Annotated in this window: 12 protein-coding genes; 5 read left to right on the top strand and 7 right to left on the bottom strand. The window is 48.0% G+C overall.

Translation table 11 applies throughout. The features are described 5' to 3' along the window. Window positions 1-220 precede the first annotated feature (220 nt). On the top strand, window positions 221-715 hold the full coding sequence (locus tag KNQ12_RS10005) for a hypothetical protein (protein ID WP_023467796.1): 495 nt from the start codon (window positions 221-223) through the stop codon (window positions 713-715). A gap of 33 nt (window positions 716-748) precedes the next feature. Here KNQ12_RS10005 and KNQ12_RS10000 read toward each other — a convergent pair whose 3' ends face one another. The 3 genes from KNQ12_RS10000 to KNQ12_RS09990 are packed head-to-tail and all read right to left on the bottom strand — an operon-like array spanning window position 749 to window position 3388. Continuing rightward, window positions 749-1318: a hypothetical protein gene (locus tag KNQ12_RS10000; RefSeq protein WP_023467795.1), complete on the bottom strand. Its 570-nt coding sequence runs from the start codon at window positions 1316-1318 to the stop codon at window positions 749-751. A 33-nt stretch (window positions 1319-1351) separates the two neighbouring features. Beyond that, window positions 1352-2536 (bottom strand): RNA-splicing ligase RtcB, encoded by a 1185-nt coding sequence (locus KNQ12_RS09995; RefSeq protein ID WP_023467794.1) that lies wholly within the window; start codon window positions 2534-2536, stop codon window positions 1352-1354. Window positions 2537-2566: 30 nt separating this feature from the next. Then, window positions 2567-3388, bottom strand: coding sequence for a LysR family transcriptional regulator (locus KNQ12_RS09990; protein WP_133208048.1), 822 nt, complete (start codon window positions 3386-3388; stop codon window positions 2567-2569). A 107-nt stretch (window positions 3389-3495) separates the two neighbouring features. On the opposite strand from KNQ12_RS09990, the gene KNQ12_RS09985 reads away from it, so the two are divergent. Beyond that, a complete protein-coding gene (locus tag KNQ12_RS09985) occupies window positions 3496-4734 on the top strand; it encodes a purine/pyrimidine permease (protein ID WP_035398099.1) in 1239 nt (412 codons plus the stop codon). Window positions 4735-4898: 164 nt separating this feature from the next. Here the strand turns inward: KNQ12_RS09985 and KNQ12_RS09980 are convergent, their stop codons facing one another. The 3 genes from KNQ12_RS09980 to KNQ12_RS09970 form a co-directional block, all read right to left on the bottom strand. Continuing rightward, on the bottom strand, window positions 4899-5987 hold the full coding sequence (locus tag KNQ12_RS09980) for an MBL fold metallo-hydrolase (RefSeq protein WP_214724584.1): 1089 nt from the start codon (window positions 5985-5987) through the stop codon (window positions 4899-4901). 122 nt (window positions 5988-6109) lie between these two features. After that, entirely contained in the window at window positions 6110-6577 is a 468-nt protein-coding gene (locus tag KNQ12_RS09975) for a YflT domain-containing protein (RefSeq protein WP_058713294.1), read from the bottom strand. A 125-nt stretch (window positions 6578-6702) separates the two neighbouring features. Beyond that, window positions 6703-8283: a peptide chain release factor 3 gene (locus tag KNQ12_RS09970; protein WP_058713293.1), complete on the bottom strand. Its 1581-nt coding sequence runs from the start codon at window positions 8281-8283 to the stop codon at window positions 6703-6705. A 402-nt stretch (window positions 8284-8685) separates the two neighbouring features. Between KNQ12_RS09970 and KNQ12_RS09965 the strand changes: the two genes are divergently transcribed. Then, a complete protein-coding gene (locus KNQ12_RS09965; RefSeq protein WP_023467788.1) occupies window positions 8686-9930 on the top strand; it encodes an MDR family MFS transporter in 1245 nt (414 codons plus the stop codon). Between the two features lie 56 nt (window positions 9931-9986). Here KNQ12_RS09965 and KNQ12_RS09960 read toward each other — a convergent pair whose 3' ends face one another. Further along, complete coding sequence (locus KNQ12_RS09960; RefSeq protein ID WP_023467787.1) at window positions 9987-10784, bottom strand: hypothetical protein; 798 nt, start codon at window positions 10782-10784, stop codon at window positions 9987-9989. Between the two features lie 140 nt (window positions 10785-10924). On the opposite strand from KNQ12_RS09960, the gene KNQ12_RS09955 reads away from it, so the two are divergent. Together KNQ12_RS09955 and KNQ12_RS09950 are read left to right on the top strand one after the other, a co-directional pair. Further along, window positions 10925-11365 carry an RrF2 family transcriptional regulator gene (locus KNQ12_RS09955; RefSeq protein WP_023467786.1) on the top strand — a complete coding sequence of 147 codons (441 nt, stop codon included), beginning with the start codon at window positions 10925-10927 and terminating at the stop codon, window positions 11363-11365. Between the two features lie 92 nt (window positions 11366-11457). Beyond that, the gene (locus KNQ12_RS09950; protein WP_023467785.1) at window positions 11458-12471 is read left to right on the top strand and encodes a hypothetical protein; all 1014 of its coding nucleotides are present in this window, start codon (window positions 11458-11460) and stop codon (window positions 12469-12471) included. Window positions 12472-12474 lie beyond the last annotated feature (3 nt).

The following is a 12474-nucleotide window of genomic DNA, read 5'->3' as shown; positions in this document are numbered from 1 at the left end:
CTGATACCGCTTACTTGTACAGTTCTATCATAGTATAATATGGATTCCGTTACAATTTGAAAGAACAAAAGACTTTCGATAAGTTTTACTTATTGCCGATATTAGAAAATTATTCTGTTGTCCTGTTTTTTTCATATTTCCAGTCTCGCGTTTCCATTTAGAATGTTCAGGGTACTTAAAAAGTGTAGTACGATATCCGATTCTTGTGGAGGCGTTTATTATGGCGAAATACAAAAGCGATGCAACGCACGTTATTACGACAATCATTTTTAGTGATTTAGAAAAAGCAAAAACAGGCTTTGCGATGATTAAGGATCTCGAGGCAATCAAGGAAATCGAGATGGATCAGATGGTTCTCGCAAAACGTGACGAAGCAGAGGGCTTCTCTTTCATCGATGCCATCGACTTCACGCAACAGGACCAATCCTTCAAAGGCTCATTGATCGGCATGGCAATCGGTGTCGTTGGTGGTCCGTTCGGTATGCTCGTCGGCTCCGTTGCTGGTTACTTGATTGGTGCGAACCGGGATGAGAAGAACGAGCGGGAATCATTTGATTTGTTCAACCGGACGCTGAATCAGATCAATCCTGACCATTACGGTGTCATCTTGATCAGTGAGGTCAACGAAGATTCAGAAGCCGTCAATGCGATCGCCGCTGAACTTGGCGCGACGATTCGTCGGACTGGTGAGACATTACCGGATGGTACGGTCTAATCAAATCAGAATTGTCACCTTTACGTTCTCGTTTTAAACGGGGACGTTTTTTAATTCCTGGATCACCTGTTTTGCTGCTTCCTGTGTCGTGTCAGGATCTACTTTGTTTAATGAATTTTGTTGTACGGATATGAGGATGTTTTTGTAGCTAATGATGAGGAGCTCGCCGTAACTACCGTTTGATTGATACTGAACCAGATCATTGCCTATGTATCGATTCGTATACGCAAAATGAATCGCTAACTGAGTATCTTGTTTTTGGTTTTCAAAATAAAGTGTCTCCTGGGTCGATGGCGTATCAATCGTTCCGTCAACCGTTAACCATCTTCTCTTCTCAAAACTCAAGGATTGGTCGACAGCCGTGAAATCTGCACCGATCGTACTATCCTTCAACTGAAACTGATCCATCTTCAAGTGTTCATTCATATGCTTGAACAGCTTTTCATACTGAACTGGATTTAAGATGGGGTGTTTCGTCTGATTCGTATGCGTAGTAGTTTTGACTTCTACTTTTTTCTGTTCCGTCGTGACCGCCTCATCCGTGCATCCAGCGATCAAAAACACACTTGAAAACAGAATCAACATAGTCCCCTTATAATTCATAGAATATCCTCCCCAATTGATAATAACCTTCCATCATTTCGCCTTAAAATTGTACAGCGGTTTAATGATCTCGACGACATCGACCGTTTCTTTCGTATTACGGATGATTTCGTCCATCGGCTTGTAGACGAACGGCGACTCGTCACGCGTCGATGCGACGACTGAACTTGACCAGACATCGGTCATCGTCTTTTCGAACGCATCCAGTTCAACTGTTTTGAATGCTTTTGACCGCGACATGATTCGTCCTGCTCCGTGTGGCGCGGAATAGTTCCAATCGGGATTTCCTTTTCCTACGACAATCAAGGAACCATCACGCATGTTCATCGGAATGATCGCCCGCTCGCCGGCTTTTGCAGAGATGGCACCTTTTCGTAGAATCATCGCGTCAAGATCGATGTAGTTGTGGATCGTATCGAATTGATCCGCTACCGTCCATCCCATCGCCTCGAAAATGACCTCGGTCATCGCTTGACGGTTCAATGCTGCGTATCGTTGAGCGATCTTAAGATCATGGAGATAACGCTCCATCGCTTCGCCGGAAACAGATGCTAAATCTTTGTTAAACGTAGACCGTTTTTCCTTCAATTGCTGTAAGGTCGTCTGTATATCCGACTCGCGCCCTTGTTGTTTTAATTCGGCGATGACTTGGTCAGCGTCAAATTGGAAGCGTGCAGTTTCTGCCTCTGCTTGATAATGTTCGGCAATCGTCTTCCCAAGATTGCGACTACCAGAATGAATGACGAGATAGCGCTGTCCTGCTGCATCCTGGTTCAGTTCGATGAAATGATTCCCTCCACCAAGCGTACCAATCGATAATCGTGCCCGTGTCTCGTTAAACGGTGCAAGTACTTGATCAAACGGTACCTGTTCGGACAATGGATGAGCTTGCTGACGTACCGACATGCCACTTGGAACGAGACGCTGAATCGTCGCGTCAAGTTTCGCATAATCGATTGGTTCTTGTTCAGCAAGTCGTGTACATAACATGCCGCAACCGATATCGACACCAACGAGATTCGGTACGACCTCGTCCGTCACATGCATCGTCGTTCCGATGACAGATCCTTTTCCAGCATGGCAATCTGGCATGATCCGGACGCGACTGTCTGTCGCAAATTGTTCCTCTAACATAGCTGTGACTTGCTTAATCGTCAGGTCGTCGACGTTATCCGTGAAAATCTTTGCTTCTCCATACGTGCCTTGAATCGTTTTCATACGATCTATCCTTTCTTTCCTGTCAGTTGATCAATCTGCTGTTTCTTTCATGATTTCAATGAATTGTTTCGTCAGTGTCGTCGGTCCCGTCTCCGTCAACCAGACGAAGGCTGTCGTACTTGCTGCACCGGATAGGTATGTCTGGTGCAGTCCTGTCATATCCAGTTCCCGCAACGTACTCTCCGGCAATACAGTCACCGCCTGTCCACTGCGGACAAGTCCGATCAGCGTCAAAACATCGGAACAAGTCTCTTGCGATACGACGCCGAGCCGTTGACTTAACGTCTGAAAGACACCGAGTCCTTCTTGACTCGGAATGATGAGATCCGCGGTCGGGTGATCGGGGTGCCAGACTTGATGAAACGGTTCTTCTTCCATCCATTCAATCGAAATCCCTTGCGCATCAATCGGTAGACGGACGAACGCTGCGTCAAGCGACCGCTCTTTCAACCGTTCGATGAGCGCACTCGATTCTCCTTGGTGGACTTGTAAGATAATGCCAGGATGTCGTCGTTTCATCTGTTCAATCCATTCGACGAGCCGACTGGCTGATAAAGTGTTCACACCAATGCGCAAGATTCCCGTTCGTCCGGCTTCGATGTCGCTCACTTCCATCCGTGTCTCCTGCTCGAACTGTAGCAAAGAGACTGCTCGTTCATATAAGCGGTTGCCGCTCGAGGTAATCCGGATCCCGCGCCCTGCCCGCTCAATCAGACGAACACCTAGCTCTTCTTCCATTCGCCGAATTTGCTGCGTCAAGGCAGGTTGTGCCATCCGTAAGCGCTCCGCTGCTCGTGTGACGGATTGTTCCTCGACGACCGCACAAAAATAGCGGTACTGGCGTAAATCCATATTCATCATCTCTTTCATATGTTTTCATGTATAAAGATATATGAATCATAACATCAATCATATGCTATGATGCAGGAATATCTGAAGTTTAAGAAAGGAGCTTTTTCATGAAACAAACGACTTCTACCTTCCAGTGGATCGTCTTTTTACTCGCGAACACGATTGCTTTACCAATCGTCGTCGCCAGTCTGTTCGACCTCTCATCAGTTGAGACTGCTGCCCTTGTCCAACGGTCGTTCTTTGTAGGCGGGATTGCCTGTTTCCTACACGGAGCCTTCGGCCACCGGCTTCCGATCGTATCGGGACCTGCCGGATCATGGGTCAGCATCTTCGTCGTCATCGCTGCACTACCGGTCGATTCAAAAACGGCCTTTACAATCGCGATGGCAGCCGTCGTCATTGCCGGCGTCGTCCTCATCATTCTCGGTTTGACAGGATGGACGAAATACTTATTACCCGTCTTTACACCGCTCGTCAGCGGAACGTTTTTGCTCTTATTATGTATTCAATTGACAGGTGTTATGCTCGGTGCCGTTCTCGCCGTCGAGGCAACACGCCTCGCCGGAATCGTCACGTTCTTGCTCGTGCTCGGACTCAGCCAATTTGGACCGAGTCGCTTACGTCCGTTTGCCTTGATGATCGGAATCATCGTCGGTTGGCTCGTCAGCCGTCCGTCGCTTCCTGCATCATCTAGTTTGTTCGCACCACCGCAAGCGCTACCGTTCGGATGGCCACAGTTTGACGGCAGTGCATTCCTTGTCGCGATTCCGTTCGCGATCTTGCTCGTCGTCAATTTAATTGCCGCTTTAAGCGCCGTCGAAGCGACGCTTCAAAAACAAGGACGTCTGCACCAAGGATTATCCATCGAAGGTGTCATTCATTTACTCGCTGCTACATTCTCGACGCTTGTCCCGGTGCCATTGCCCATCACGAGCGGATTCATCGCGCAAACGGGAAGCCGGAAACGTCGCCCGTTCTTGATTGCCTCGCTCGTCATCGCACTGATCGGTTTCTTCCCAAGCTTGATCGGGATCATCGCGACATTACCGCGTAGCGTTGCGAGTGCCGCGTTGCTTGCGACATTGCCGCACATGTTCCTGATTGCCTGGCAGTCTGCGGAAAGTAACATGGAGAACAGTCGCCGCCGCCATGCGTTTGCGATCAGTGCCGTCATCGGCATCAGTATCTTGTTGCAATCGACCGTCATCGCGGAAGTCCTGCCTTTGACGCTTCGTCCGTTCCTCAGTAACGGATTACTCGTCGGAACGATGCTTGTGCTCGGTTTCGAAATCATCGAAAAAGTGCGTTCTCGTCGCGTAAAGCAAGCGGATCAATTGGCGAGCTAAATGGTATTGTACGACCGGACGATGGCATCATCCTCGCTTTTCTATAAGAGTCGAGGATGAACATTTCGTCTGTTTATTCACCTAAAAAAGTAGCCTTTTCGATGTGATTCGAAAAGGCTACTTTTTTCTCATTTCATTCAATTAAAATCAAAAAGTTATTTTACTCAACGCACTTCCCGCCACCATTTTCGTGTCGTGCTCTCGGGTGTCACACTCTCCCCGATCATTGGTGTCAGAACCGGAATCTCATCGCGTTTCGCTTCCTTGAGCAACCGTTCGACCGGCTCGAACCACGCATGGAACGCGAGGATGAAGGCAGACCAGTGAATCGGCATCAGGACACGACCTTTTACATCTCGATGAGCTTGAACTGTTTGTTCCGGTAACATATGCGAATTGGACCACCGGACATCGTACTGTCCACATTCCATCATCGTCAGGTCAAACGGACCATATTGTTCGCCGATTGCTTTGAAGTGTGGACCATATCCACTATCGCCACTAAAGAAGACCTTTTGCGAGCCTTCGATGACCCATGACGCCCATAGCGTTGAAAATTGATCAAGACCATTTCGCCCTGAATAATGGCGCGACGGAGCCGCTGTCAGTTTGATGCCACCGACTTGTGTCGATTCATGCCAGTCGAGTTCCGTGATTCGCTCAGCCGAGACGCCCCATCCACGGAGACGACTCCCGACACCGAGCGGCACGATGAAGCGACCGACTCGATTTTTCAAGGCGAGGACGGATGGATAATCCAGATGATCATAATGATCATGCGAATAGACAACGACATCAATCAACGGTAGACGTTCGAGATCAACCGTCTGCGTCGTTTGAAAACGTCCTCCCCCCAGTTTCGGGAACGGTGATGGTGCGCGCCCGAGCATCGGGTCAAAGAAAATCGTTTGCCCATCGAGTTCGAGTAAAAATGCCGAATGTCCGAACCATGTGACACGTGGTGTTTCACTATCGTCTTGACGTCGCTGATACGGAAGCGTCGGTAACGCTTTGACAGGACGCAGATTCGGAATGTTTCTTCCGTAATCCTTTAAGATACTTTTCATCGAGTCCCATTCCATCTTCAACTGGAAATCCATCTCATTTTTGAACTTCCCGTCGACAAAACGATCTGATCGTTCGAAGCTCCGCCGCTCCGCACGGCTTGGTCGTTTCCCGAACACCGGGTATCGGTTGATGAACCAAGCACTGGCAAGACCAATTCCTGCTAAAGCTGTCACTATTTTTTTCATGTCATATCACCTCTTCGATGCTCTCAGTATAGCACCTCGATTCCTCTCACATCTCGCTTTGCGACTCCGGACGCGAGAAAAAAAGTGAAGATCACCGATATCGGCGCCTTCACTTCTAGGTATTAGTCGAGATCGTCTGCTTTCCACTTCGCCCGGTCGCTCTTCTCACCGTCCCCGCGGTGATTGGATTCATAGGCGTTGTTCCCTGGATTTTCGACCTTGTTATCATCGTGCCGATGGTCATGATCATGATCGTGGTCATGGTGATGATGGTGCTCATGGTCGTGGTCATGATCGTGATCTCGATCTTTGACGAACAATGCAAGACCGCCACGCTCGACTTCTGCGTAATGCCGTTCTGCCTCATCGTCCGAATGTCCGACACGTTTTAATGTCTCGCGGAGCGGTGGTTCTTTAGAAAATTTTGATTTGACCTGATCAATCCAACTTGCACCCGATGCTTCGTCTGCCGCGTCATCTCGACCGACGACAGAAAAATCCGAATCATGATGCCCCTGTTGTTTCAATTCCTCGATTTTTCGTTCCAGACTCGATTGATCCTGATAGATTCCAACAAACCGTTTCGCCATCACATGACACCTTCCTTTTTCATATGAATTCAAACTCGCTCTGTTTTTACCCTTGTTCGCTTGCCATCAAACGAGATTTCAGGAACGAAAAAACGGACCACTTCGAAAAGTAGTCCGTCAAAAACTTAGAGTTGTTGCGGTGAATCGACCAATGTGATCGTTCCTTCGTTCTTCTGAACGAATCGCTCGTAGACGAAATCATTCGCAAATAATAGAACAGCATTTTCCCAACGGTCGTAGACGAGAACCGTCCGTGAATCCGTCAATTGTTTGACGGCAGCGACTTCAGCTGGCTTGATCCATTTCGCGACTTGGAAGTTCGCAGCATCCTTCAAGATGTCAACGCCATACTCGCCTTTGAGCCGGTGCTCGAAGACTTCGAATTGGAGTTGTCCGATTGCTCCGAGGATGATTTCGTTGTATTCCGTCTTGTAGACCTGGATCGCACCTTCTTGCGCGAGCTGTTCGACACCTTTTTGGAACTGTTTCGACTTCAAGGCGTTTTTCGTGTAGACCTTCAAGAAGAGTTCTGGTGCGAACGTTGGTAGTGCTTCATATTGCAATGATGGATCACCGTTCGTGATTGTATCACCGATTTGATAGTTGCCTGAATCGTACAACCCGATGACGTCTCCTGCGAACGCTTCATTGACCGTTTCCCGCTCATCCGCCATGAATTGTGTCGATTGAGATAACTTCATCTTCTTGCCTGTCCGTGTCAGGACGACGTCCATTCCACGATCAAATTTACCCGTACAAATACGGACGAACGCAATCCGGTCACGGTGGTTCGGGTTCATGTTCGCTTGAATCTTGAAGACGAAACCGCTGAAGAAGTCTTGTGCCGGCTCGACTTTCCCTTTGTTCGACTCGCGTGGTGTCGGTGAAGGAGACAAGTTCAAGTAATGTTCAAGAAGTGGTGTGACACCAAAATCGACGAGTGCTGATCCGAAGAAGACTGGAGTCAGTTCACCTTTTGCGATCAATTCTTCATCATATTCGTTACCTGCTCCGTCGAGTAAGTCGACTTCATCCATCAACGTCTCATACATTTCCGAGTTGATCGTCGTCGCGAGTTCTTCGTTCGCGAGACCTTCCTCACCGAGTTCGATCGACTTACGATCGTTCTTGAAACAATGGAATTGTCCTTTGACACGGTCATAGACCCCTTCGAACTGTTGACCTGAACCAGCTGGCCACGTCACAGCAACAGACGGAATACCGAGGACTTCTTCGAGTTCTTCCATCAATTCGAGTGGGTCACGCGCTTGACGGTCCATCTTATTGATGAACGTAAAGATTGGAATCCCGCGCATCCGACAAACTTGGAACAGTTTCTTGGTTTGCGACTCGATCCCTTTCGCTGCATCGATGACCATGATTGCTGAGTCAACCGCTGTCAGGATCCGATACGTATCTTCACCGAAGTCCGAGTGACCTGGTGTATCCATGATTGAGACGATCTTTTTATCGTATTCGAATTGCATGACCGAAGACGTAACAGAGATTCCGCGTTGTTTTTCGATTTCCATCCAGTCGGATTTCGCAAATTTCGAGTTTTTCCGTGCCTTGACAGAACCTGCCTCACGGATTGCCCCTCCGTGCAGGAGGAATTTTTCAGTTAATGTCGTCTTACCCGCATCCGGGTGGGAGATGATGCCGAAAATCCGACGCTTTTCGACTTCCGTTTGTAGAATGTTTGTCATGTATGGTAGTTCCTTTCACCGATATATTCAAAAGTCCGATCAATCTTTTTCGCAACTAGTCTATCATACCGAATTTTCAAGGTCTCGTCCATTTCACTTCATTGACTCAATTTTCAGATTTAAAGTTGACAATTCATCACGATCTTCTTTACGATGACTAGGAAGTTTACTATTACAGAAGGAGGAGACGTACAATGGTATTCCATCAAGCCCGGACATCTGTCCACACTGTCTTTGTATCGGCTACAACTGTACGTCACCCAATCGTTTAATTTTTAATTAAGCAGGGTGTGCGTATGCGTATACGTACATGCTGCCCTCTTATATTAGGACGGGTATGCCCATATTTGTGCGTATCCGTCTTTTCTATTGTCTAAAAACGGAATATAAGGGGTTTTCACTATGTTTAACGCACTCAAACAGCTTGATCGCAACATCTGGATCCGGTTCGTCGGGGAAACGATCACGGGGATCATGATGTTCATGATTGCACCATTTTTAGTTCTTTATTATGCGGATCGACTCGATTCCTACTTCTTGGTCGGTGTCATCATGGCGACCGGACCGATCATGTCGCTCGTCGGTGCCGTCCTCGGTGGTCACTTCGCCGATAAATTCGGTCGAAAACCACTGATGGTCCTCTCGATCATCGGTGACGTCATCGCACTAATCGGTTTTTCGTTCGCTGATTCATTCGGACCACTTCTCGCTTTGAACGCGCTGCTCGGTTTATCGAGTTCACTGTTCCATCCGGCGGCAAGCGCGATGGTCGCTGACGTCACACCACCAGAACGCCTGAACGAATCGTTCGGCCTGCTGCGGATGGGACATAACGTCGGGGCCGCATTCGGTCCACTTCTCGGAAGTGCGGTCCTATTCGTCGACCGTTCACTCATCTTCTACTCTGCCGCTTTCGTCTTTTTCCTGTACGGACTCGTTCTCTACTTCTTCATCGAAGAGACGAAACCGGAGTATATCGAAAAGACGGACGAAGTCAAAGTATCACCGCTCACTGTATTGCGGAAGGATCATGTCTTTTTAATCTTCATCGGGGCGGGTGTCTTCATCTCGATGGGATTTGCCCTCGTCGAGAGTATGTTACCGGTCTTCTTGAAGGAAGCACTGCCGGGACTACCGACGAAACAAAATCCGTTTCCTTACTTGATGGCACTGAACGGAATCATGGTCGTCTTGTTCCAGTTCCCGATCGCTGCTCGCTTGTCCGGCAAGGCATTCGGAAAAGTCATGTTGCTCGGCGCCTCGATTTTCGGGATCGGCATGATTTTTCTCGCATTCGTGCCGTCTTACCTGTTCTCACTCGGAACGAGTTATGTCGTGCTCGTGACGGTATTGCTTGCGATTTATGCGTTCTATACGCTCGGTGAGATGATCATGTCTCCTGTGCAGATGACGTTCATCGCTTTGATCGCACCAGAACATCTCCGCGGAACGTACAACGGTGCTGCGAGTCTCCAGTGGTTGATTGGCGGCGTCACCGCACCGCTTCTTGGATCGTTATTCCTTGATACCGGAAAAGGTGACTTTGCGCTCGGATTCGTCGGACTTCTATGTTGTGTCTCAGGTGGGGTCTATCTCGCACTCGACCGGTCGATTCAACGTGCGAAACGCTTAACGAAATCAGCTTAAAAAAGCGATGTGTCATGCTCCGACTTTTGTCAGAGCGTTACACATCGCTTTTCTCGTTAAGAGGGTAATTGATTTGCCGCTACGAACGGACCGAACAGGACCGGTAGCGGATCAAGTCGTTGCTGGATTTCTTCAATGAAATTCGTCGATCCACTGACGAAGACGATCGGATCATTCGCCGTGATCATCGTCAAGAATTCGTGCATCTGTTGTTCCCATCCTTCTTGACGAATGTGATGAACGACCATCCCTTTCGTCGTCAAGGATACGACATTCGCTAACATTCGTTCTGCCAGTTCCTCAGCTGAGACATGTAACAATGTCGTTTTTCGACCACTCAAGAGCGCGTGCCTGGCTTCATCGATGACGGCTCCGAGATGATGTTCTTCTGCGATCAACAAAATATCTTGTTGACGCCAATTTTCAGCATGACGGTATTTACAAAAATGGCGGCACGTATCGACGAGTTGATGGTGAACAATTGCCCATGCTTGAAGTAAAGGTGCATCTTCTTTAAGGTCATATTCGATTTGAATAGCTTGAAGAATTTCACGACTGATGATGTCCGGGTACGTCAGCAGAAACGATTTCGTCTGATCGATTTCATTCAGCAAAATCAATTTAAACAGTTCACTCGATTCGTGCTGGTTGGTAATCTGGTTCAGTAATTGACTCAGGCGTAAAATCCGTAATGCGCGAGTTCCGTCCTGAGCTCCTGCTTCTCGAAGCGCGCGCAATTCTTCTTCGTACGTCGCCTCGAGCGAGTCATAGAAGCGCGTCGCGATCCGCAATCCCTTTTGCTCCATCGATGGACCGAGCTGTTGCAAAAGGTGTAATGCCTGATCGAAATGCATAATTTAACCTACCTTTCACCGTCCATTATGCGTGAATCCACTCTCAAAAACAATCTCTAAAATGCATCTTATTTTTTGCACATTGAAAGTTGTAAATGCTTGCGTCCCCCCCTAGCATGTGTGTTAAGTAGGTGATGAAAATGCGCATGACACGTTATACGGATTACGCGATTCGGTCCCTGCTGTTCGCAGCAGCTCATCCCGATCGTTTAGTCCGAATCCAGGAAGTAGCGGATTGTTACGACATTTCTAAGAATCATTTGATGAAAGTAGTCTATCGTTTAGGACAGAGTGGTCTGATTGAATCTGTCCGTGGTCGTGGAGGTGGTTTTCGATTAGCGAGCCCTCCGGATGCAATTCATATCGGTGACGTCGTACAACTGTTTGAACCAACCGTTCATTTTCTCGATCCGCAAGAAGGCATTCACGAGATTCCTTCGCTCAATCCAGCACGTGATGCTTTCGATGATGCCATTGCGGCGTTCCATCAAGTACTCAATGGTTACACAGTACATGATTTGCTACATCCGACAGCTGAAACTCATCCACAAATACTTGAAATGATTCCGAACCGCGATTGAGCGGGTTCGGAATCTTTTTTTATTCCGTCCTCGCTCAATTGCGATTTCTCAAAACGCTCGTGGTATACTTATATAAGAAAGGAGGGGTACAGATGAACCCTCAAGAAGAACTCCATCTCTTATATCTTCGTTTAAAGGAAGAAGAACCCTCCGTTGCACGCGGTGAGGCCTTATGGGCCATCTTTGAGGAAACAGCTGATGATTCACTCCGCTTCCTCTCCTTATGGACATTTTCACAAAATCAATTTGATTTAGGACACTTCCGATCGTTTCTTGTGTCCTTCACGCTCTTGATGGAATGGATCCGAAAAGATGAGATGACACTGACTCCAAAACAAGAACTTGATTTGTACTGGAACTACAAGTCCTACTTGATCTATATGGCAGAACAAGAAGACGTGACGGTCTCGCTTCTCGAAGAAGATCTCGATCGCTTCATCGATTTCTGTGACGCGCATGGCTTTATTCGGACGCGCGACTATATCAGCTTCATGGTCTATAGCAAACTCGGTGACGAGGAACAAGCCGATCATTATCTATCGGAATGGGTTGACGCGCCAAGTGACGAACTTAGTGATTGCCCATCCTGCGAAGCATTTAGCCGGATGACGTATGCGATCGAACGTGGCTTCGAAGATCGTGCCTTGTTACTTTATGCAGCACTTCGGCATGAACGGGGTTGTTCACGGATGCCGGATCAGGCACATCCATACATCCTACCGTTGTTCCTTAGTCGCAAAAAAGAACGCTTCGATTGGAGTGAACGCTTGATCGAAGAAGTTAAGCGTGGCGAAACCTTGTTCACAGGTGGCGACGAGCCGTACCACCTATATGCGAAGATGTATTACGATACGAACTATACCTGGTCGATGGAAGAGAAAAAACAATTGATTCCATTCTTGACTGATCGTGGGTATCTTCAGTTCTTACTCGCTCACTATGCGTTCGCCCATCGTCAATCTCTTGGTGAGGAAGCTTCGTATCTCGCAGCGCTTCGGACGAATCTCTATGAGATCGCACAATCTCTCGATCGCCGGATCGAAGGTGTCTTCTACTTGAACCTCGTCGAACGTGAACTGAAACGGATCACTCAGTTCGTTGCCTGAATC

The sequence above is a fragment of the Exiguobacterium sp. s11 genome (assembly GCF_018619015.1).
Taxonomy (GTDB): Bacteria; Bacillota; Bacilli; order Exiguobacteriales; family Exiguobacteriaceae; genus Exiguobacterium_A; species Exiguobacterium_A indicum.
Note: the sequence above shows the minus strand (reverse complement) of the source record. Positions and strands in the feature narration are given on the sequence as shown.

Bases quoted from the DNA above. Each gene is read 5' to 3' on its own strand.
- KNQ12_RS10005 (WP_023467796.1), top strand. From the start codon at position 221: ATGGCGAAATACAAAAGCGATGCAACGCACGTTATTACGACAATCATT.
- KNQ12_RS10000 (WP_023467795.1), bottom strand. From the start codon at position 1,318: ATGAATTATAAGGGGACTATGTTGATTCTGTTTTCAAGTGTGTTTTTG.
- KNQ12_RS09995 (WP_023467794.1), bottom strand. From the start codon at position 2,536: ATGAAAACGATTCAAGGCACGTATGGAGAAGCAAAGATTTTCACGGAT.
- KNQ12_RS09990 (WP_133208048.1), bottom strand. From the start codon at position 3,388: ATGGATTTACGCCAGTACCGCTATTTTTGTGCGGTCGTCGAGGAACAA.
- KNQ12_RS09985 (WP_035398099.1), top strand. From the start codon at position 3,496: ATGAAACAAACGACTTCTACCTTCCAGTGGATCGTCTTTTTACTCGCG.
- KNQ12_RS09980 (WP_214724584.1), bottom strand. From the start codon at position 5,987: ATGAAAAAAATAGTGACAGCTTTAGCAGGAATTGGTCTTGCCAGTGCT.
- KNQ12_RS09975 (WP_058713294.1), bottom strand. From the start codon at position 6,577: ATGGCGAAACGGTTTGTTGGAATCTATCAGGATCAATCGAGTCTGGAA.
- KNQ12_RS09970 (WP_058713293.1), bottom strand. From the start codon at position 8,283: ATGACAAACATTCTACAAACGGAAGTCGAAAAGCGTCGGATTTTCGGC.
- KNQ12_RS09965 (WP_023467788.1), top strand. From the start codon at position 8,686: ATGTTTAACGCACTCAAACAGCTTGATCGCAACATCTGGATCCGGTTC.
- KNQ12_RS09960 (WP_023467787.1), bottom strand. From the start codon at position 10,784: ATGCATTTCGATCAGGCATTACACCTTTTGCAACAGCTCGGTCCATCG.
- KNQ12_RS09955 (WP_023467786.1), top strand. From the start codon at position 10,925: ATGCGCATGACACGTTATACGGATTACGCGATTCGGTCCCTGCTGTTC.
- KNQ12_RS09950 (WP_023467785.1), top strand. From the start codon at position 11,458: ATGAACCCTCAAGAAGAACTCCATCTCTTATATCTTCGTTTAAAGGAA.